Here is a 20,867-nt window from a genome sequence, read left to right as displayed (position 1 = left end):
TCAGACCCCCACCCCGATCACGGTCTCGCGGACCTCCGGATGGTTCAGGATCTCGTCGGGCGTGCCTTCGAGCGCGATACGCCCGCCCGACCAGACCGCGACACGGCCGGCATAGCGGGCGACGACGTCCATATCGTGCTCGACGAAGATCGCCGTGGTGGCGCGGGCGTCGAGCGCGCGGGTCAGCGTATCCATGACCTGGAATTTCTCGTGGCTGGAGACACCCGAGGTCGGCTCGTCCATGAAGATCAGCTTGGGATCGAGCGCGAGCGCAACCGCGATGTCGATCAGCTTGCGCATACCCTCCGGCAATTCGCGAACCGGGCGCTCCGCGGTCTCGCGCAGCCCGATGGAGTCGAGCAGTGCGACCATCTCCTCGCGCTTCGGGTGGCGGTCGAGCCGCTGGAACGGCGACCATGTCCCTTCGCGCGCGCTCAGCGCCAGCAGCAGGTTCTCCATCACCGTGTTGTCGGTAAAGAGCTGCGGGATCTGGAAGGAACGGCCGATGCCGTGCCGGGTGATGGCGCGCGGCGAGAGCGCCGTCACATCCTGCCCGGCGAAGATGACGCGGCCGGATTGCGGCTTGAGATAGCCGGTGCAGAGATTGATGAAGGTCGTCTTGCCGGCGCCGTTCGGCCCGATGATGGCGATGCGCTCATTGGCCCGCACTTTCAGGCTTGCCCCATTGGCGGCCTGGACGCCGCCAAAGCGCAGTTCGAGATCGCGGGCTTCGAGGATGAAGTCGCTCATGGCGCGCCCTCCTTCACGGCGGGCGCTCGCTTGCGCCCGGCAATCAGGCCGTAGAGCCCGCTCGGCGCGAAGAAGATGATGATCAGCAGCATCACGCCGAGCACCGCATGCCAGGTCTCGGGCGCATAAACCGCCGCATAGCCGCGGATGATCTGGAACATCAGCGCCCCGAGGAAGGGCCCGGCGACGCCGCCGACCCCGCCGAGGATCGCGATGAAGACGAATTCGCCCGAGCGGACCCAATAGGCGAGCTCCGGCGTGACATGGCCGGAGACCAGCGCGATGATCGCCCCGCCAAGCCCCGCGAGCAGCCCCGAGAGCAGATAGGCGCCGTAGAGCACCTTGCGGCTCGACACGCCAAGATACTCCAGCCGCGTCTCGTTCGACTTGATCGCCTCCAGCGCCTTGCCACCGGGCGAAACCAGATAGCGCGCGACCGCGACTGCCGCGACGGCGGCGAGCGCCAGCGTGATGTAGAACATCCAGAACTCGAAGGCCTCGCGTTCCAGCGTCATCCCGGCGAGTGTCGGGCGTGGCACACGCTTGCCGTCGGCGCCGCCGGTCAGTGAGAACAGCTTCTCCAGCAGCGACCAGAACACCATCGAGATGGCGAGGTTGAGCATGCCGAAGAAGATCGCCCGGTAGCGCACGATGAAGAGCCCGACCAGCGCCGCGACCAACCCCGATGCCGCGGTGGCGATCGGCACCAGCAAGAGCACCTCATGGCCGAACTTTGCCGCCGCCATGAAGGCCACGACATAGGCCGAGAAGGCGAAGAACAGCCCGTGCCCGAAAGAGACCTGCCCCGCCCGGAGCAGCACGAGGATGCCGAGCGCCGCCAGCCCCTCGCAGAGCGCGACGGTGAGGATGACCGTCGACCAGGGCGAGACCAGCGGGAAGACGACGAGGGCGACGAGCAGCAGCGCGCCGATCAGAATCTGGCGCGACATCAGACCTTCCTCGTCTGCAGCGTGGTGAAGAGACCTTCCGGCTTGATCAGTAGCACCGCGACCATGATCAGATAGGGGATCAGCACGTCGAACTCCGGCGCGAAATAGACCGCCGCCGAGCGCCCCAGCCCGATCATCAGCGCCGCGACCGCTGCGCCCTCGATGCGCCCGAGCCCGGCCGTCGCCGCGACCGCGAAGGAGAGCACGATCATCCCCGAGCCGATGCCCGGCGTCAGCGAGGTCGTCGCCGAGGACAGGGCGCCGCCGAGTGCCGCCAGCGAGGCCCCGATGATGAAGGTGAAGAGGTAGACATGCGTTGCGTTGATGCCCATCGCCATCGCCGCCTCGCGATCCTGCGTCACCGCCACGATCGCTCGCCCGAACGAAGTCCGGCGCAGGAAGAGCCTGAGGCCGACGAGAACGGCCAACGCCACCAATGGGATCAGGATGAGTTGGTAGCTGGTGTAGTAGATGCCGAAGACCTCGACCGTGCCGAGCCAGTTCATCGGCGCGTTGGCGAAGAGCGGTCGCACGCCGAAGATCACCTTCTGTGCATCCTCCAGGATCATGAAGACGGCGAAGGTCACGAGAAGCTGCAGCACCTCCTCCTTGCCGTAGATGCGCCGCAGCAGCAGCGCCTCGACGGCGCCGCCGACCACGACGCCGACGAGGATCGCCGAGATCAGGAAGAGCGGAAAGGCGAGCCAGGTCGGCAGTCCCATGCCGGCCGCTGCCAGCACCGCGCTCGCCGCCACATAGGCGCCGATCGCGTAGAACGAGCCATGGGCGACGTTGAGTACGCCGAGCACACCGAAGATCAGCGACAGCCCGACCGCGACCAGGAAGATCAGCGAGCCATAAGCGATGCCGTCGAGCGCGGCGAGGAAGAGCATTTCAAGAGGCATTGCGGCCTGTTCTCGGGAGATTGTCTCGACCTCGTCATCCCGGGCGACCCATGAGAGACCCGGGATCCATGCCTGAACCGTTCCGGCATGGATCCCGGATCATCGCGGCTGTGCCGCTCGTCCGGGATGACCGCGACTGGCGAATGAGCGCCCTACTTCGAATAATCGAAGGTCTCGATCGACTTGTCGTTGACCAGCTCCGGCTTCACCTTGGCGAACCAGTCGAGCGACTTCTCGCCGACCGGCGTCGTCACGAGCTTGCCGGGATAGAGCGCGATCTTGTCGTAGACCGCGAAGGGATATTCCGGGACGCGCTTGGTGGTGCCGAGCATCTGGTCCTCGAGCCCCTGATGGTCCGAGCGGATCGTGATCGTCCCGGTCAGCGACTTGAACTCCAGCCCCTCGAAGGCGGCGATGACCTGCTCCTTCGTCGGCCACTTGCCGCCTGCAGCGGCGCCGGCCTTCTCATAGGCCTTCACCAGCCCGGTCACGGCCTGGTTCATGTGGAAGGTCGGATAGATCGGATAGACGCTGGTCTTGGCCTTGTAGGCCTTCACGAAGGCCTGCATCTCCGGCGAATTCTTATGCTTCGGGTGCAGGAAATAATGGTCGCCGCGCGAGCCGACGATCACGCCCTCCGGCAGCACATTGCCCAGCCGCTCCAGCGAGCTTTCGGCCAACGGCAGCACAAAGGTCGACTGCTTGAGCAGTCCTCGCGCCGCCGCCTGCTGGACGAAGGTATCGAGATCCCCGCCCCAGGAGGTCGAGATCACCACGTCGGGACGCAGCGCCGAGAGCCGCGTGATCTCGGTCGAGAAGTCGGGCGCGCCGAACTTCGGAAAGAGTTCGGCAACGACCTTCACGTCAGGCTTCAACGCCTTGAGCCCGGCCTGCAGCAGCGCCCAGGATTCACGGCCCCAGGCATAATCTTGATTGACCACCGCGACCGTCTTGAAGTCGGGCTTGGTCTTCATGAGGTAGAGCAGCGTCGCCATCATCTCGGCGCCGGCATGGCCCTGGGTGCGGACCGAGTACTTCCACTTGCCCTCCTCGAAGATCGTCTGCGTGCCGCAATCCCACATCACGTTGACGACCTTGAGGTCCTCGGCGACGGGAGCCAGGGCATTGCAGGAGCCGGACGAGATCGCGCCGAACATCACCTGCGCACCCTGATCCTGCACGACGCGGCGATATTCCGAGATCAGCTGGTTGGTGCCGGCGCCCTCGTCGACATAGACCGGCTTCACCGGCACGCCGAGAATGCCGCCCTTGGCGTTGATCTCCTCGAAGAACAGATCGGCCGCGGCCTTGCCGGGCACGCCGAAGACTGAGGCCGGCCCGGACAGGAAGGTCGCGATCCCGACCACCAGCTCCTTCGGCTTGTCCTGCGCCTGCGCTGGCAGCGCCAGCAGGGCCCCCAACGCGAATGCGACCGCAGCGGATGCCTTCATTGCCATCATTCCTCTCCCTGGGATTCCTCTGGAGCGCGCTCTTGGGCGGCACGCTGCCTAGAGGCAGAGGGGTGCATGGGCTGCCAATCAGGACAAGTAGGATAAAACGATGAGGGCCATAGCGATTACCTATGGAGATCGCGCCACTGCCAGCATTTCGCTATGGCCCGCATCGCAAAAGCCTATTTGACTTCGCCGGCCATTCGACGCCCCGTCTGCCGCGATGGCCGACGGAATGCAGGAACGATGATTGACGCCCTCGAGGGAATTCTGGTGGTTGCGCTCGAGCAGGCCGTGGCCGTCCCGACCGCGACCTGCAAGCTGGCCGATGCCGGCGCACGGGTAATCAAGCTGGAGCGCTTTGAGGGCGACTTCGCGCGTGGCTATGACGACTATGCGAAAGGCCTTTCCTCCTATTTCGTATGGCTGAACCGGGGCAAGGAATCCTGCCGCGTCGATCTCAAGCAGGCCGACGACCGTGCCATGGTCGAGGCCATGCTGGGCAAGGCCGACATCTTCATCCAGAATCTCGCGCCGGGCGCCACCACGCGGCTGGGCCTGGGCGCGGCCGAGCTGCGCGCGCGCTATCCCAGGCTGATCACCTGCGACATCTCCGGCTATGCTCCCGGCACCCCGCACCACACCCGCAAGGCCTATGACCTGCTGGTACAGGCTGAATCAGGCCTTGCGGCGATCACCGGAACGCAGTCCTCCGGACCTTCGCGGATCGGTGTCTCGATCGCCGATATCGCGACCGGGCAAGCTGCCTATGCCGCGATCCTGGAGGCTCTGCTCCGGCGCGCGAAGACCGGCGAAGGATCGTCCATACAGCTCTCGCTGTTCGACACGCTCGGCGACCTGATGAACGTGCCCTACCTCACCCGCCGCTATGGCGGCATCGAGCCGCCGCGTCTGGGCCTCGCCCATCCCTCGATCGCGCCCTACGGGGTATTCGCCACCGCCGATGGCAATCTGCTGATCTCGATCCAGAGCGAGCGCGAATGGCAGATCCTGACGCGCGAGGTGCTGGGAAGCGCCGCACTCGCCGAGGATCCTCGCTTCGCGACCAATGTCCTGCGGGTGCGGCAGCGCGATGTCGTGGATGCGGAAGTGCAGGCCCTGCTCGCGACCCGGCCGTTCAAGGAGGTTGCCGCCGCGCTCGACCGCTACGCGATCGCCTATGGCACGGTCTCCAGCGTCGGCGACCTCATCGCCCACCCCGCCGCGACGGCTCTTCCCGTCGAGACCCCCTCCGGTCCGGTCGAGGTTCTCGCGCCGCCCGCGATCGTCGACGGCGAGCGGGTGCGGATGCGGCCCGTGCCGGCGCTTGGCCAGCACGACGAGACGATCCGAGCTGAATTCAGCACCGGCCACTAGGCCAGACAACGACAGACAAGGCCCATGCATCAGTCTTCAGATCACGCCGAAATCCGCGACGCCGTCGCGAGGCTCTGCGCCGACTTCCCCGGCGAGTACTGGCGCAGGCTCGACCGCGAGATGGCCTACCCGGCCGAGTTCGTCGCCGCTCTGACGGAAAGCGGCTTCCTCTCGGCGCTGATCCCGGAGGAATTCGGCGGCGCCGGCCTGCCGCTTTCGGCCGCGGCCGTGATCATGGAGGAGATCCAGCGCCAGGGCTGCAACGGCGCCGCCTGCCATGCGCAGATGTATGTGATGGGCACGGTGCTGCGCCACGGCTCGCCGGAGCAGAAGCTGCGCTATCTGCCGAAAATCGCCTCAGGCGAGCTGCGCCTGCAGGCCTTCGGCGTCACCGAGCCGACCAGCGGCACCGACACCACGAGCCTGCGCACCACCGCGAGGCGCGAGGGCGACCACTATGTCGTCAATGGCCAGAAGATCTGGACGAGCCGCGCCGCCCAGTCCGACCTGATGCTCCTGCTGGCACGCACCACGCCCCGAGATCAGGTGCAGAAGCGCACGGACGGGCTTTCGGTCTTCATCCTCGACATGCGCGAGGCGCTGCAGGCCGGACTGACCATCCGCCCGATCCGTACGATGATGAACCACGCCACGACCGAGGTTTTCTTCGACAATGTGAAGGTGCCCGCCGCGAACCTCGTCGGCGAGGAGGGCAAGGGCTTTCGCTACATCCTCGCCGGCATGAACGCGGAGCGCATCCTGATCGCGGCCGAATGCGTCGGCGATGCGAAATGGTTCATCGAGAAGGCCTCGGCCTATGCCAAGGAGCGCCAGGTCTTCGGCCGGCCGATCGGCCAGAACCAGGGCATCCAGTTCCCGATCGCGAAGGCCTACGCCAATATGCGCGCCGCCGAGTTGATGGTGCGCGAGGCGATCCGCCTCTACGAGGCCGGCGAGAACCCGGGCGCAGAAGCCAACATGGCCAAGATGCTGGCGGCGGACGCCTCCTTCGAGGCCGCCAATGCCTGCATCCAGACGCATGGCGGCTTCGGCTTCGCCGAGGAGTACGACGTCGAGCGCAAGTTCCGTGAGACGCGGCTCTATCAGGTGGCACCGATCTCGACCAACCTGATCCTGTCCTATCTCGCCGAGCATGTGCTGGGCATGCCGAGATCGTATTGAGCACAGTGGCAGCCATGGACATCGACCACCTCAGAAGCTGGATCGGCAGGACGGAAGAAGCCTCCGACCTCGTCACGCCGCGTCTGATCGCGAGCTATGTCGCTACCTTTGCGCCGCACCTCGCCCACTTCTCTGCCAGCGACGCTCCACTCGCCTTGCATTGGTGCCTCGCGCCGTCGATCGCGCCGATGTCCGCCCTCGGCAACGACGGGCACCCCGCCAAGGGCGATTTCCTCCCGCCCGTGCCGCTGCCGCGACGCATGTGGGCCGGCGGCTCGATCGAGACGCTGGCGCCCTTGCGCGAAGGCGATCTCGTCACGCGCCGCTCGCGAATCGGAGACGTCACCGCAAAGGACGGCCGCACCGGGCCGCTCTGCTTCGTCGCCGTCGATCACGAGATCTCGACGCCGCGCGGGCTGGCGCTCCGCGAACGCCACAACATCGTCTATCGCGAGGCCTCGAGCCTTCCCGCCGCAGCGCCCGCTACGCCGACGGCCGAGCCTCAGCCCGCCGATCTGAGCTGGACGGTCGAGGCCGGCCCGGTCCTGCTGTTCCGCTACTCGGCGCTCACCTTCAACGGCCACCGCATCCATTACGACCTGCCCTATGTGACGCAGGAGGAAGGCTATGCCGGGCTCGTCGTGCATGGCCCGATCCAGGCGACGCTGATGCTCAACATCGCAGCGACCCTGGCTGGGCGCTCAACCCTCAGGCTGGACTATCGCGGCGTCAGCCCACTGGTCGCGGGCACCGCCTTCCGGGTTAAGGCCGAGCGGCAGGACGACGGCAGCATACGGACCTGGACCGAGGGCGCCGACGGACGCCTGCGGATGGAGGGAACGGCCAGGCTCGCCTGACCAGATCCTGGCTCAGGCCACGATCGACTCTGCCGCCGCCTGGGCCTGCCAGCCCTGCAATTCGCGCCAGTTCGGCTCGAGATGCGCGAAGCGCGAGAGCTTGAAGGAGGAGATGTCGGCGAAACTGCACGCGCCGTCGATCACCAGGTCGCGGATCGCGCGGCCGCTGGCCGGCGACAGGCCGAAGCCGACGCTCGACAGCGTCGCGACCACGACATTCGCCTGTGAATCGAGCCGGTCGATGACGGGCCGACCGTCCGGCGTGTTCTCGATCACCCCGGCCCAGGAGCGGATGATCCGGGCATGCGCCGCCTTGGGCAGCAGTTCCGCCAGCCGGCGGCCGATATGGCCCATCAGCGGCGTCGTCGGCTTGGCCGGAGCCTCGTTGCCGGCAATGTCGAGCCATTCATGCGGGCCGCCGCCATAGGCCAGGTTGCCGCGCAGCGTCTGGCGTCCATAGAGGCCGTTCCCGTCGACGCCGCCATAGGGCATCAGCGGCAGCGGCTCGGTAACGACCATCTCGCAGCGGGCGGATGCCACCGGCACCTCCTGCCCGAGCATGGCCGAGAGCCGGCCGGTCTGGGGGCCGGCGGCGAGGACGAGATGATCGCAAGGCACGAAGCCGCGCTCGGTCTCGACGCCCGTCACCTTGCCGCCTGCCGTCCGAAAGCCCGTCACGGCGCAGTGCTGCATCACGCGCCCGCCATGGTCCTGCATCGCCCAGGCATAGCCCTGCAGGGTGCGGTGCGGATTGGCGTGGCCGCCGAACTTGTAGAAATAGCCGCCGACCATGTTGTCGCCGGCGAGCGGCACGAGTTCCTTGATCTGCCTCGTATCGAGGATCTCTGAGTCGAAACCCTGCCGCTTCGCGTTCGACAGCGCCCGGCCATAGAGCGCCATCTGCTGCTCGCTCGACGCCAGTCGGATACGGCTGCCGCTGAACTCGGTGGGGTAGCCGAGAAGTTCATCCATCTGCGGCCAGAGCCGCTGCTCCTCGAGGAAGAGCGGCGAATGATGGTGCGAGCAGCCGCCGCCATTGCGGCCCGAGGCCTCCCAGCCAATCATCCCCTTCTCGATCACGAGGACATCGACGCCCCCACGCGCCAGCCACCAGGCGGCGCTGAGCCCGGTGACGCCGCCGCCGACGATGACGACGGAAGCTCCCTTGATCTCGCTCATGCTCGACCTCACTCGCTCGCCACGGGCCCGGTCGCGTCGTTGCTTGCGACCGTGTAGAACTCCGGCACCTCCCAGAACGGGCGCCATTGCGCATGCATGCCGAACCAGGTGTCCCAGTGCTCGGCCTGCTCCGGCGGCTCGGGGATCTGGCCGGCAATCGCGAGCGGCAGCGGCCTGACCGGCGCGCGATAGCCGGCGAGCGGGATCGACGACAACGGCATCGCCGAGCCCAGCGCCAGCAGCGCCGCGACCTGCTCGCGGCAGCGCCGGCCCTGGCAGGGCCCCATGCCGGCGCGGGTCAAGCGCTTGATCTGGTCGGGATTGGGCGGCTCATCGCCGAGCAATGCCGCAAGTGAACGGTCATTACGACGCTCGTTCTGCCAGTCGAGATAGCGCGGCGGCCGCACCTCCAGGATCTCGCGCGCGGTCACCTCCTCGCACTGGCAGACGTGGAATTCGGCCTTTGCCTCGATGACGCTGGCGCGCACCCAGGCCAGGCGATAGGCGCCGATGTCATGGCTCGCGGCGTCGGGCGCGACAGCGTCCAGCACGGCGCGACCGTCGTCGAGCCCGAGATCCCGGATGATCGCCGCCACGGCGCGCCGTCCTTCCGCCTCCGCGACCGCACGGTCCAGTGACTTCGACGGCCAGATGCCGGCACAATCCCCCACCGCGAAGACAGGACGAAGGCTGGTGCGCTGGTCGGCATCGACCAGCGGCGCATAGCCGCCGCGTTCGTCCTGGAACGCGACCTTGCAGCCGAGCGCATCGAGAAGGTCGACCACGGGCGTCGCGCCGACAGCGAGCACGATACCGTCACAGGCGATTTCGCGCTCCGCGCCAGTCGGGCGGCCGGCGGCATCGACCGCGCCGACGAGTGCCGCCTCGACACCATCGCGGCCAAGGGCCTCGCGCACGACATGGCCGGTCAGGATGTCCACGCCAGCTTTTTGCAGTGTCGCGATCAGATCCGGCCGGGCCAGCGGCTCAGCCGCCTGCTCGACAATGGCCGCGATCTCGACACCGGCTTCGCGCAGCGACAGCGCGGCTGTCCCTGCCTCGGTCGACGACCCCAGCACCACGACCCGGCGCGACGCAAGCGCGCCATAGCGCGTGGCGAGCGACACGGCAGCGGTCGCGCCCATCACGCCTGGCCTCTCCCAGCCGGGGAAGCCGAGCCCCATGTCGCGGCGGCCCGCGGCAACCACGACATGATCCGCCTGGAGCATCCAGGAACGCTCCTCGTCATTCAGCCCGGCGACAAGGCCCGGCAACCAGCTGACCGAAGGCCCGTTGGTGTAGAGCCCCCAGCAGCTCGTGCCGAGACGGACATCGACGCCAGCCTCGAAGGCGATCTCGATCTGAGGCTCGGAGGCAATGAAGGCCTCCAGCATGGCGTTGCGGTTGCGCGCCAGCCCCGACATGCCCTGCCCGTAGTGCAGCGGCACCTCGTCGCCCATCGTCTTGAAGGCGACCGGGTTCTCGTCGACCAGAACGACCGAGAGGCCCTGCCCGGCCGCCTCGATCGCAGCTGCGAGACCGGCCGGCCCGGCGCCGATCACGAGAAGCTGCGTACGCTCCTCGACCTGCAGGGCCTTGCCGGCCACGGATTTCGGATCGGGCGGGATGGTCGAAGCCATGGCGCGTTTCGCTCCCTGGGAAGATACCGGTGGTGTTTCCGGCCGGCTCCGTGCCGGCCGATCTGGCAAGGCACGGCGTCGTCAGAGCACCTTGTCGAGGAAGGCCCGGGTACGCTCCTCCTTCGGCGCGCCGAAGAGCTCGGCCGGCGGCGCGTGCTCGACGATTAGGCCGCCATCGGTGAAGTAGACGTGGTCGGCGACCTCGCGGGCGAAGCCCATCTCATGGGTCACCAGGATGCAGGTCATGCCCTCGGCAGCGAGATCCTGGATCGTCACCAGAACCTCCTTCTTGGTTTCGGGATCGAGCGCCGCGGTGACCTCGTCGAACAGCATCACCTTCGGATTCATCGCCAGCGAGCGTGCGATCGCGACCCGCTGCTGCTGTCCGCCGGACAACTCGCCGGGATAGCTCGCAAGCTTGTTGGAGAGACCGACCTTGGCGAGCAGTCTCCTGGCGCGCTCCTCGACCTCTGCCTTGTTCTGCTTGAGCACATGGATCGGCGCCATCATAACGTTCTGCAGCGCGGTCTTGTGCGGGAAGAGGTTGTATTGCTGGAAGACGATGCCGACGTCGCGGCGCAGGGCCAGCTTGTCGAGCTGGCGGTCGTTGACCTCGCGGCCGGCCACGGTGATCGAGCCTTGGCTGATCGGCACGAGCCCGTTGATGCAGCGCAGCAGGGTCGATTTGCCGGAGCCGGAAGGGCCGATGATGCAGACGGTTTCGCCGCGTCGCACGGTCAGGCTGACATCCTTCAGCACCGCGAAGGCGCCGAAGGATTTCTCGACGCCAGCAACGACCACCACGGGCTCGCCCAGTTGATGCCGGTTCGCCATGGTTCAGGCTTTCACGTTGAAGCGGCGTTCGAGCGCCAGTGTTGCCCGTGCGATCGGGTAGCAATAGGCGAAGAACATCAGGAGCAGCAGCAGGTACATCGGGATCATCAGCTCCGGCCGGCTCTCGGCGACGAGCGCCGCTCGGGTGATGGTCAGCCCGTCCTGGATGCCGACGACCGAGATCAGCGTCGTCGCCATGGTGAGGATGGCATAGAGGTTCATCCAGGGCGGGATCATCCGCTTGAACGCCTGTGGCAGGATGATCATCCACATCGTCTGCCGCCGCGTGAAGGCGAGTGCTTCGGCCGATTCCCACTGGCCCGACGGGATCGAGCGGATGCCCCCGCGCACGATCTCGGAGACATTGGCGGCAACCGGGAGCGCGAGCCCGATGATCGCCTTGACCCAGGCCGGGAAGGCGATCGTCACGCCGAAGACCCGGAACTCGAAGGGCAGCAGGAACATCGCGTAGAACAGCAGCACCAACCAGGGCGCATTGCGGAAGAATTGGGTCAGTCCCCAGGCGCTCTTGCGCAGCGGTGCGATCAGAGAAACCTGCGCGATGCCGACCAGCACGCCGACGACGGTGCCCAGCGCCATCGAAAGGAAGCTGATCAGGATGTTGAACAGGAAGCCCTGGAAGATCAGCGGGGCCCAGCGCAGCAGCACCGCGACGGCGCTCTCGCCGGCCGGGCGGGCGGCAACCTGCGCGAGGGCCACAGATGCTCCGAACAGGATGGCGAAGGTGGCCAGCGTCACCCCACCCAGGAGAACAGGCGCGACAAGGCCGGTCGGCGCGATCGGCACCGGCGCGCGATAGGGCAGCAGAACGGGAAGGTCGGTTGCGCCCGCCCTCATGTCGAGTATCCGGGAATGCGCATCGCCTTTTCCCAGCGCCCCATGACGAAGACGAGCACGCCGACGAGCAGGACATAGGTCACCAGCAGGACGTTCATCATCTCGCGGACGTTGAAGCTCTCCGACCAGATTTGCGAAGCCGCGTAGAGCAATTCCGGCACGCCGATGGCGTAGGCGAGCGTCGTCGTCTTCACGAGGTTGACGAGGTTGTTGTTCAGCGCAGGCAGGCAGATGCGGAAGGCGAGCGGCAGCACGACATGGACGTAGAGCTGCAGCCGGGTGTAGCCGAGCGATTCAGCGGCCTCGACCGTGGTCGAGGGCACCGCCTCGATGCCGGCCCGGAAGATCTCGACATTGAAGGCGCCCGCAAACAGCGAGAACGCGATGATCGCCCAGCCCGTGCCGGAGACCAGCGGCGACTGTCCGCCGAAGCCGTCCGACACCCGCGGCAAAAGCCCACCGATCGCGAAATAAAAGAAGGACAGCTGCACCAGCGGCGGCGTATTGCGGAAGAACTGCACATAGCCGCGCACCAGGAGCCGGCCGAGGCGCGAGCCGCTGCCGGCGATCCAGACGCCGAGCAGGCCCAGCGCGAGCGAAGCGAGGATCGAGACGACGCAGATATAACTCGTCGTCCACAGCCCGGTCAGGAAGCGGGAGCGATCGAACGCGTCGTAGAAGACCGAGAAGTTCAGCCCCTGCGTCTCGTTCAAGCGCTCGAAGAAGGCAGCGATCATGGGTTGAAGCTCGCCGCGGCGCTCACCCACCACGCCATCCCGGACGCAGCGACGCGGGGCTCCGGGATCCATCGTGGCGTGCGCAGTCCAGCGATGGATCCCGGATCAAACCCGGGATGACGGGGAGGGTTCGGCATCGGCAGGGCCCGACAAGACGTCAGGAGCCAGCCTTCAGCTTCTTGTTGGTCTCGATCAGATAGGGGCTCTGCTTGATGCCCCACTTGGTCTCGAGCTCGAGCAGCTTGCCGCTCTTGTGCCAGTCGGTCGACATCTCCTTGACGAGCTTGCCGAACGGGCCGTCCATATCCTCGAGCCGGATGCCGATGGCCCAGAGCTGCGGATCTTCCGAGACGAGCGGCATCTCGTAATTCGCCCATTTCGCGTCGCCGCCCGAGAGTGTCGAGACGATCAGCGTGTCGTCGAAGAGGAAGGCGACGCAGTTGTTGCCCTGCAGGGCGTTCAGGGCGTCAGGCACGGAGGGGAACACCACGAGTTCCGGCGCATACATCTGCGTGACGCGGCGGTTGTAATAGGCGCCCTGCACCGCGCAGACCTTGCGGCCCTTGAGGTCTTCCCACTTCTTCAGCCCGGCGCTCTTCGGAGCCAGCACATTGGTGGCGCCGGCATAGTAGTTCGGCTCGACCATGCCGACGATCTTGCGACGCTCGGCCGTGTCGCCCATCGTCGCGATGACCATGTCGATCCGGCCCTGCTTGAGGAACTCCATGCGGTTAGCTGCAATCACCGGCAGCATCTCGAGCTTCACGCCGATCTTGTCGGCGACCGCCTGTGCGAGATCGATCTCGAGCCCGACGATCTTGCCCGACGGCTCGAGGAAGCCCCACGGCTTGTAGTCGTTCTTAACGCCGACGGAGAGGACGCCCTTCTCCTTGATCTTCGCGAGGGAATCCTGGGCGAGGGCCGGCAGGGCGGCAAGCGGTGCGGCGAGTGCGGCGGCGCAGGCGAGCGCGAGCGTGGCGAAGTGTTTCATGGCTGCGATATCCCCTTTTGATCTTGCCGCTAGAGTTTCGGTCCAGCGCGGCGGGGAAGCGCCGAAATGCGACGCTTTCTAGCCTACAAGCGACAAAGCATGTCAAAGGGGATGTCGACCGCCTGGGCGGACATGAGGCTCAGCCGTAGAGATGCGGCGGCCCGCCATCCTCGCCCAGGGTCGCGGTCCAGGTTTCGTCCGCGACGAGGCCGCGCAGGATCTCCCAGGACAGTTGCCCGATCGCCCGTGCCGCCGCCGGCATGGGCCGCTCGGTCGAATAGGCCAGGTAGACCTTGCGATAGAGCGAGGGGCGGGCAAGCGGCCAGGTCCGGAAGACACCGGCCCTCTCCTGCCCCGCGACGGCCATGCGCGGCAGAATGCTGTAGCCGAAGCCCTGCTCCACCAGCCGTTTGATCTGGCTGTAGGATTCGATCTCGATCGCCGGCTGGATCGTCGTACCGGCCTGCCCTGCCGCCTCGTCGATCTGGTCGCGCAGGCCGTGGCCGAGCCCGGGCAGGATCAGGTCCAGCGCGGCGGCATCGGCCATCGCCACCGTCTCTCCGGGCGCCGCGGGCTGGCCGGCGGCTCCGGTCGCAGAGAACAGGCAGAGTTCCTCGGTCAGGACATGATGGATCCCCAGCCCCTTCGGGTCGGAGGTCGAATAGATCATGGCGAGGTCGACATCGCCACGCCTGAGCCAGTCCAGCACGAAGCCGCTCATCGCCTCGGCGATGCGGATGCGAATGGCCGGGTAGCGCTCGCGCGCCGCCTGGATCAGCGGCACGCTGAACTGTTCGCTCACCGTTCCGGGCAGGCCGATCCGGACCTCGCCGGCAGGCAGCTCGGCCTCGCCGCGCACCTGCTCCGGCAGGGCAGCGAACTCGGCAAGGATGACGCGGGCCCGGGCCAGAAGACGCTCGCCGGCCTCCGTCGGCAGGACGCCGCGCGTGCCGCGATGCAGGAGCGCGACGCCGAGCTCATCCTCCATATGGCGAAGATGCTGGCTAAGCGCCGGTTGCGCCACGCGCAGCTTGGTCGCCGCCTTCGAGAAGGAGCCCTGTTCGACAATGGCCGCAAAATAGCGGAGCTGGCGTAGATCCATCGCCGTTTTCGTCTCGCAATGACCGTGCGGATGCCGCCCGCCTCCATAGCGACGCGATGCGGCCGTGACTAGGCTACACCCACCCTGCCCTATCGGCAGCTTTGCGTTATGGCCGCTAGAGCGAACCGATATTGGTCCAGGCACCGACGCAGGTGCATCGTCGCGCTCGGGCGGATCGCGGCCTGGTCGGGCTCCCGCACGTCCGACGACAACATGCCGGCGGCCAACGCCGGCCCCACAGCACACAGGAGGAAATGCCATGTCGAACGACCAGTTCCGTCTGCCGTCCGCCAGCCGTCGCGGGTTCCTGGGCTCGGCAGCGGCCCTTGCAGCCGGAGCCGCCTTTCCGCTCGGTGCCCCGGCTCTTGCAAAGGCGCCGCTTTCCAAGACCCAACCGGCCTATTTCTACCGCTTCATGCTCGGCACGGCCGAGGTCACGGTCGTTTCCGACGGTCCGCTGCCATTGGGTGATCCCGGCTCCAGTTTCCTCGGCGTGCCGAAGGAAACCGTCTACGGCATGCTCGAGACCAACTTCCTGCCCAAGGATAACGTCGTCCTCGAGCAGAACATTCCGGTCGTGAACTTCGGCGACCGCCTCGTCATGTTCGACACCGGCATGGGTTTCTCGAAGGCCTTCGGCCCGACCACCGGGCGCCTGCTGAAAAGCCTGGAAGAGGCCGGCATCAAGCCCGGGGACATTGACGACATCGTCTGCAGCCACGCCCATATCGACCATATCGGCGGCATCTGCACCGCTGACGGCAAGGCGCTTTTTCCGAATGCCCGGATCCATATCAGCCAGGTCGATTTCGATTTCTGGACCGATGAAAGCAAGCTCGGCTCGCCGCTGAAGGCCTTCATCGAGCATGCGCGGGCCAATCTGCTGCCGGTGCGCGACCGCATCGTCTTCTTCAAGGACCAGCAGGAGTTCCTGCCCGGCGTGCAGGCGCTCGCAGCGCCTGGCCACACCATCGGCCACCACATCTTCAAGGTCGCCTCGGGCGGGAAATCCTTCGCCTTCCTCGGCGACCTGACACATCACGCCATCCTGTTGACCGAGAATCCGCGCCTCGAATTCGCCTATGACAGCGATCCAAAGCAGGCCGTGCAGTCGCGCGTCAGGCTTCTGACGATGCTGACCGAGGAGAAGACGCCGGTGATGTCCTATCACTTCGCCTGGCCGGGCTTCGGCAACCTGGTGAAGGCGGGCGACGGCTTCCGTTACCTTCCCGCGCCGATGCAGTTGATCCCCGTCTGAAGGGCGCCGGCCGGATCGCCCGGCCTCACTCAGACAGGCATCCCGGTGTATCCGGGATGCCGCCTCCCCGCGGCCGACGAGAAACTAAGCCGCCGGGTCGGGCAACAGGTCCACGAGATCCGGGGCTGACGACGCCTCGTCCAGCTCGATCTCGGCCTCGAGCAGGCGCTGGAAGGCAGCTTCGGCCGGGCTCATCTCCAGCGACGGATTGCTGATCAGGTAGAGGTCCGCTCCAAGGTCGGCGCCCGCGGCGGACAGGTTCCAGAGCGTACCGGCATCCATTGCATCCTGCACGGAGGCGAGCGGCAGGATGCCAATGCCCATGCCGGCGGCGATCATCCGGGCGACCTCCTCCAGATTGGGGCTGGTTCCGACCGTTCGGCTGCCGAGCCCCACCCCTTCGCGCAGCGCGACCATCGGCTCCAGCGCCCCGTCCTGCCCGCAGGCAAGGGCGACGAAGGGCTCGTCCGCCAGGTCGTGCAGCGGCACCTCGCTGCGGCCATGCAGCGGGTGGTCGCGCCCGCACAGGATGCCGAATTCTTCGCGCAGCAGGCGCCGGCAGCTCAAGCCGGCGAGCGGGTTCGGCAAAAGGCAGATCCCGAAGGGCCCGAGCTTCTGCGAAACCGAGCGGACGATGTCGTGGCTGTTGGCGACGTCGATGCGGACGGTGACGGAAGGGTGATTGCGATTGAGCTGGGTGAGTGCCCGGTCCAGCGCGGGCAGGACGACATGGGTGACGACCTGGATCCGCACCAGCCCCGTCAGCTCGTCATGCTCCTCGGACAGCTTGTCACCGATCCTCGCGACGCTGCGATAGATGTCGACGCATTCCTTGTGCAGCAGCTCGCCGCGCTTGGTCAGGACGAAGCGGCGGCTGTCGCGCTGCACGAGCTGGCCGCCGAGCGTCTCCTCCAGGCGCTGCAGAGCAGCACTCACGGAAGGCTGGCGCACCAGCAGCCGATCCGCCGCACGCGTGATGCTGCGCTCCTCGACGATCACCAGGAACGTGTGCAGGAGGTTCCAGTTCAGGTGATGCAGTTTTGGGCGCTTCGCCGTCACGAACCCTTTTCCCGGCTGCGCGCCGGCCTCCTCTCGCGGAGCCTCCTTTTCGCGCCCGCGGAAAGGAATCGCAAGCCAGCCGCCGTGACGCTTGCCGCCCTGGCCACTCACCGGGATCGCCGGCCGGAAGTCGTGGTCAGGAACGCGTTGCATCGAGCGCGTCGCGTACACCGTCGCCGAGCAGGTTGACCGCGAGGATCAGGAGGCACAGTGCGGAACCCGGCAGGGCGATCAGCCATGGGTCGAACAGGATCTGCTCGCGCCCCTCGGCGATCATCAGCCCCCAGGAGGGCGTCGGCGGCCGGGCGCCAAGGCCAAGGAAGGACAGCGCCGCCTCGAGCAGGATCACGTTCGCCACCTCCAGCGTCGCCACGACGATCAGCGTGTTCTGCAGGTTGGGCAGGATGCTCCGCAGCATCAGGAATAGGTGCGAGGCGCCGAAGGAGCGCGAGGCCTGGACGAACTCGCGACCGGCGAGCCCCTGCGTCGCCGCCCGCACCACGACTGCGAATCGGTCCCAGAGCAAGAGGCTGAGCACGATCGCCAGTGTCTGCAGCGAGGCGCCGCCCAGCGCCACGGCCGCAAGCGCGACCAGCACAATCGGGAGCGACAGGCGCGTCGTGATGATGAAGCTGATCAGCATGTCGGTGCGGCCGCCGAAATAGCCGGCGAGCAGACCGAGCATCGTCCCGATCACCCCGGCGCAAAGCGTGACGCCGAGCCCGATGCCGAGCGAGACCCGCGCCCCGTAGATCAGCCGCGAAAGATAGTCGCGACCGAGGTGATCGGTGCCCAGCCAGTGCGCCGGATCGGTCCCGGCCTGCCAGAACGGCGGCAGCAGCCGGCGCGTCAGATCCTGCGCGACGGGGTCATGCGGCGCGAGCCAGGGCGCCAGCAGCGCGATCAGGATCAGCAGAGCGAGCAGCCCGCCGCCGAGGAGGATGCCGGTGTCGCGCCGCACCCGGCGCCAGACCCGGCGGCGCTGCAGAACGGTTGGATCGAGTTCGAGCGTCGTCATCAGGCGCTCCTCAGGCGTGGGTCGAGCCAGGCGTTGATCAGGTCGGCCGCCGTCGTAAGCGTCACATAGACCAGCGACAGGATCAGGATGATCGCCTGCACCACGGGCAGGTCGCTGCGCAGCAGCGACTCCCAGGCGAGCCGGCCGAGCCCGTTGATGGCGAAGACACTCTCGATCACGATCGAGCCCGACAGCATCAGGCCGAACTGCACCGCGGCCAGTGAAACCAGCGGCAGCACGGCGTTGCGCAGCGCATGGACCAGCAGGACGCGCGTCTGCGCCGCCCCCTTCGCGCGCGCGGTGCGGATATAGTCGGCGCCCAGCACCTCGATCATGCCGGCGCGCGTCAGCCGCATCAGTGCCGGCATGGCATAGTAGCTCAGCACGACGACGGGCAGGATGAAGCCCTGCCAGCTTTCGGTGCCGGAGATTGGCACCATGCCCCACCAGACCCCGAAGACGACGATCAGGATCAGCCCGAGCCAGAAGCTCGGGATCGCCTGCCCGGTCACCGCGACCAGCAGAGCGAAGCGATCGATCCAGCCGCCGGGCTTCAGCGAGGCGAGGATGCCGAGCGGCATCGCGACCAGCATCGCGGCGAGGAAAGCGGTGCTGCCGAGGACCAGCGTCACCGGCAGCCGCTCGCCGATGATCGAGGCGACCGGCAGGTTGAAATAGATGCTGGTACCGAAGTCCCCGACGAGGGCCCGCCCCAGCCAGCTGACGAACTGGACCAGGAACGGCCGGTCCAGCCCATAGGCCTGCCGGATGATCTCGACGTCCTGTGCCCGCCCCGCCTGGCCGGCGAGCACGACGGCGGGATCGCCCGCCACGAACATCAGACCGAAGGCGATGCCGGAGACCGCGAGCGCGACGAGCGCGGCGACGATCAGGCGGCGGGTCAGGAATGGCAGCATGTGGGCTTTCGTCCAGAGGCTGTGTCGAGACTGGGAATTCGGCGGCGAGCGCCAGCCGATGGGCGAACCGTCATCCTGGGCAAGCCGCGAAGCGGCACTGCTCCGGGATCCATCATAAGGCACAGCGCCTACGATGGATCCTGGGCCGACCTGCGGTCGCCCAGGATGACGCTGTGCTTTCAAGGCCGAGCCACGACGCCCGGTGAGCGAAGCCTACTTCCAGCTCGACAGCCACCAGCGGGCGAACTCGTCCGGATGCGGCTTGAACACCAGCGACTGCGACAGGCCGTAATTGATGTTGAAGTCGTACATCGGCAGCCAGTACGCCTGATCGGCGATCTTCTTCAGGGCCTTGCGATAGTTCTCCTGGCGCAGCGCCCGGTCCTGCGCCTGGTCGGCCGCCGTAACGAGATCGATGACCTCCTTGTCCTGCACCAGATCGTCGGCACCGCCGCCGAAGAAGTTCGAGATGATGAAGGCGACGTCACCGGTGCCGTAGCTGCCCCAGTTGGTGAAGAACGCCGGCAGCTCGCCCGCGCGCCACTTCTGCACGCCGGCGGCGAACTGCTGCTCGTTCAGCGTGACCCGGATGCCGGCCTTGCCGAGATCGGACGCGATCGCCTCGGCGACCGGACGCGGCATGGCGGCGAAGACCATCTCGATGTCGACGCCATTGGGGAAGCCCGCTTCAGCGAGCTGCGCCTTGGCCTTGGCAGGGTCGTAGTCGTACTTCACGACGTCCTGCGCACAGCCGAACTGCTTGGGATTGCAGGCGCTGTTCAGCACCTGCGAGGCGCCGCCGGCGAAGGCCTTGACGATCGCCTCGCGATTGACCGCGTGGCTGATGGCGCGGCGCACTTGCAGGCTCTTGGTCGGATGATCCTTGCCCTTGCCGGTCACGGTCATGCCGACATAGGAAATCCGCATGATCGGGCCGTTGACGATCTGCACGCGGCTGGCGAGCCGGGCCGCCTGATCGGGCGGAATGCGCCAGGTCCAGTCGAGCTTTCCGGCCATCAGCTCGGCGAACTGCGTGTTCAGCTCGGGGATGGTGCGCACCACGATCTTGCCGATGGCAGGCTTGCCCTTCGGGCTGCCGGCGTAATGGCCGTCGAAGCGCTCGAAGGCGTAGCGGATGCCGGGCGTCATTTCGGTGAGCTTGTAGGGCCCGGTACCGACGGGCTTCGCCGCCATGCCGGCCGAACCGCCCTCCTTGAAATAGGCCGCCGGATAGATCGGCAGCGCGTCGGCCAGCATCTCGATGGCACCGGCGAAGGGCTTCGCCATCTTGATGCGGACCTTGTAGTCCGAGACCTTCTCGACCTTCTCGATCCAGTCCACCGAGATCCGGAAGCGCGTGCCGTAATTCGGGTCGAGCACGGTGTTGAGGGTGTAGACCACGTCGTCGGCGCTGAACTTCGCACCGTTATGGAAGGTCACGCCCTCGCGCAGGTCGAACTCCATCGTCATCGGATCGACGAAGCGCCAGGCCGAGGCCAGGGCCGGCTTGATCTCGCCGGTGTCGAGGTCCTTGTAGAGCAGCCCGTCATAGATGTGCCGGGCTAGGATGAGCCCCTCGCGGCCCGCGATCTTGTAGGTATCGAGCGCCTCGGGCTCGAGCGCGAAGGCGACGTTGAGGGTGTCGTCGGCTTTGCCGGCCAGGGCCGGCTGCGCCGCCAACCCGAGCAATGTGAGGGCAACGCCGCCCAGCAGCGATGCAATTCCGAAACGTGCCATCGATCAGATCCCCTGTTTTATGGTCGCCGTACCCGTCCGCCGCGCCGCCTGCTTTGCAGTTCGGG

19 protein-coding genes are annotated in these 20,867 nt (G+C 66.8%); 4 read left to right on the top strand and 15 right to left on the bottom strand.

Annotated features, from left to right (window positions below; all coding sequences use genetic code 11):
- From VGN82_RS22050 to VGN82_RS22035, 4 genes are all read right to left on the bottom strand, one after another.
- Nucleotides 1-750, bottom strand: coding sequence for an ABC transporter ATP-binding protein (locus tag VGN82_RS22050; protein ID WP_327529229.1), 750 nt, complete (start codon nt 748-750; stop codon nt 1-3).
- Nucleotides 747-1,700: a branched-chain amino acid ABC transporter permease gene (locus tag VGN82_RS22045; RefSeq protein ID WP_327529228.1), complete on the bottom strand. Its 954-nt coding sequence runs from the start codon at nt 1,698-1,700 to the stop codon at nt 747-749. The genes VGN82_RS22050 and VGN82_RS22045 overlap by 4 nt, the downstream gene beginning before the upstream one ends.
- Complete coding sequence (locus VGN82_RS22040) at nt 1,700-2,605, bottom strand: branched-chain amino acid ABC transporter permease (RefSeq protein ID WP_327529227.1); 906 nt, start codon at nt 2,603-2,605, stop codon at nt 1,700-1,702. Before VGN82_RS22040 ends, VGN82_RS22045 begins: the two co-directional genes overlap by 1 nt.
- A 152-nt stretch (nt 2,606-2,757) precedes the next feature.
- On the bottom strand, nt 2,758-4,056 hold the full coding sequence (locus VGN82_RS22035; protein ID WP_327529226.1) for an ABC transporter substrate-binding protein: 1,299 nt from the start codon (nt 4,054-4,056) through the stop codon (nt 2,758-2,760).
- A gap of 246 nt (nt 4,057-4,302) precedes the next feature.
- Here VGN82_RS22035 and VGN82_RS22030 point away from each other — a divergent pair, with 246 nt between their 5' ends.
- From VGN82_RS22030 to VGN82_RS22020, 3 genes are read left to right on the top strand one after another with little or no spacing between them, the layout of a single operon-like run.
- Nucleotides 4,303-5,433, top strand: a complete 1,131-nt coding sequence (locus VGN82_RS22030) for a CaiB/BaiF CoA transferase family protein (protein WP_327529225.1) — start codon at nt 4,303-4,305, stop codon at nt 5,431-5,433.
- A gap of 24 nt (nt 5,434-5,457) precedes the next feature.
- Complete coding sequence (locus VGN82_RS22025; RefSeq protein ID WP_327529224.1) at nt 5,458-6,615, top strand: acyl-CoA dehydrogenase family protein; 1,158 nt, start codon at nt 5,458-5,460, stop codon at nt 6,613-6,615.
- Between the two features lie 14 nt (nt 6,616-6,629).
- A complete protein-coding gene (locus tag VGN82_RS22020; protein ID WP_327529923.1) occupies nt 6,630-7,472 on the top strand; it encodes an HTD2 family dehydratase in 843 nt (280 codons plus the stop codon).
- Between the two features lie 12 nt (nt 7,473-7,484).
- On the opposite strand, the gene VGN82_RS22015 is transcribed toward VGN82_RS22020, so the two are convergent.
- From VGN82_RS22015 to VGN82_RS21985, 7 genes are all read right to left on the bottom strand, one after another.
- Nucleotides 7,485-8,651: an NAD(P)/FAD-dependent oxidoreductase gene (locus VGN82_RS22015; protein WP_327529223.1), complete on the bottom strand. Its 1,167-nt coding sequence runs from the start codon at nt 8,649-8,651 to the stop codon at nt 7,485-7,487.
- 8 nt (nt 8,652-8,659) lie between these two features.
- On the bottom strand, nt 8,660-10,291 hold the full coding sequence (locus VGN82_RS22010; RefSeq protein WP_327529222.1) for an NAD(P)/FAD-dependent oxidoreductase: 1,632 nt from the start codon (nt 10,289-10,291) through the stop codon (nt 8,660-8,662).
- An 81-nt stretch (nt 10,292-10,372) separates the two neighbouring features.
- A complete protein-coding gene (locus VGN82_RS22005) occupies nt 10,373-11,125 on the bottom strand; it encodes an amino acid ABC transporter ATP-binding protein (protein WP_327529221.1) in 753 nt (250 codons plus the stop codon).
- Between the two features lie 3 nt (nt 11,126-11,128).
- On the bottom strand, nt 11,129-11,983 hold the full coding sequence (locus VGN82_RS22000) for an amino acid ABC transporter permease (RefSeq protein WP_327529220.1): 855 nt from the start codon (nt 11,981-11,983) through the stop codon (nt 11,129-11,131).
- Nucleotides 11,980-12,720 carry an amino acid ABC transporter permease gene (locus VGN82_RS21995; protein WP_327529922.1) on the bottom strand — a complete coding sequence of 247 codons (741 nt, stop codon included), beginning with the start codon at nt 12,718-12,720 and terminating at the stop codon, nt 11,980-11,982. The genes VGN82_RS22000 and VGN82_RS21995 overlap by 4 nt, the downstream gene beginning before the upstream one ends.
- 157 nt (nt 12,721-12,877) lie before the next feature.
- Nucleotides 12,878-13,711 (bottom strand): transporter substrate-binding domain-containing protein, encoded by an 834-nt coding sequence (locus VGN82_RS21990; RefSeq protein WP_327529219.1) that lies wholly within the window; start codon nt 13,709-13,711, stop codon nt 12,878-12,880.
- 139 nt (nt 13,712-13,850) lie between these two features.
- Nucleotides 13,851-14,813: a LysR family transcriptional regulator gene (locus tag VGN82_RS21985; protein WP_327529218.1), complete on the bottom strand. Its 963-nt coding sequence runs from the start codon at nt 14,811-14,813 to the stop codon at nt 13,851-13,853.
- Between the two features lie 259 nt (nt 14,814-15,072).
- Between VGN82_RS21985 and VGN82_RS21980 the strand changes: the two genes are divergently transcribed.
- Nucleotides 15,073-16,071 carry an MBL fold metallo-hydrolase gene (locus tag VGN82_RS21980; RefSeq protein ID WP_327529217.1) on the top strand — a complete coding sequence of 333 codons (999 nt, stop codon included), beginning with the start codon at nt 15,073-15,075 and terminating at the stop codon, nt 16,069-16,071.
- Nucleotides 16,072-16,155: 84 nt separating this feature from the next.
- Here the strand turns inward: VGN82_RS21980 and VGN82_RS21975 are convergent, their stop codons facing one another.
- The 4 genes from VGN82_RS21975 to VGN82_RS21960 all read right to left on the bottom strand — a co-directional run bounded on the left by VGN82_RS21975 (nt 16,156) and on the right by VGN82_RS21960 (nt 20,802).
- Nucleotides 16,156-17,283 carry a LysR family transcriptional regulator gene (locus VGN82_RS21975; protein ID WP_327529216.1) on the bottom strand — a complete coding sequence of 376 codons (1,128 nt, stop codon included), beginning with the start codon at nt 17,281-17,283 and terminating at the stop codon, nt 16,156-16,158.
- On the bottom strand, nt 17,267-18,148 hold the full coding sequence (locus VGN82_RS21970; RefSeq protein WP_327529215.1) for an ABC transporter permease: 882 nt from the start codon (nt 18,146-18,148) through the stop codon (nt 17,267-17,269). The genes VGN82_RS21975 and VGN82_RS21970 overlap by 17 nt, the downstream gene beginning before the upstream one ends.
- The gene (locus VGN82_RS21965; RefSeq protein ID WP_327529214.1) at nt 18,148-19,065 is read right to left on the bottom strand and encodes an ABC transporter permease; all 918 of its coding nucleotides are present in this window, start codon (nt 19,063-19,065) and stop codon (nt 18,148-18,150) included. The genes VGN82_RS21970 and VGN82_RS21965 overlap by 1 nt, the downstream gene beginning before the upstream one ends.
- Nucleotides 19,066-19,278: 213 nt before the next feature.
- On the bottom strand, nt 19,279-20,802 hold the full coding sequence (locus VGN82_RS21960) for an ABC transporter substrate-binding protein (RefSeq protein WP_327529213.1): 1,524 nt from the start codon (nt 20,800-20,802) through the stop codon (nt 19,279-19,281).
- Nucleotides 20,803-20,867 lie beyond the last annotated feature (65 nt).

The organism is Allobosea sp. (assembly GCF_035999205.1).
In the GTDB taxonomy this organism is placed as follows: Bacteria; Pseudomonadota; Alphaproteobacteria; order Rhizobiales; family Beijerinckiaceae; genus Allobosea.
Note: the sequence above shows the minus strand (reverse complement) of the source record. Positions and strands in the feature narration are given on the sequence as shown.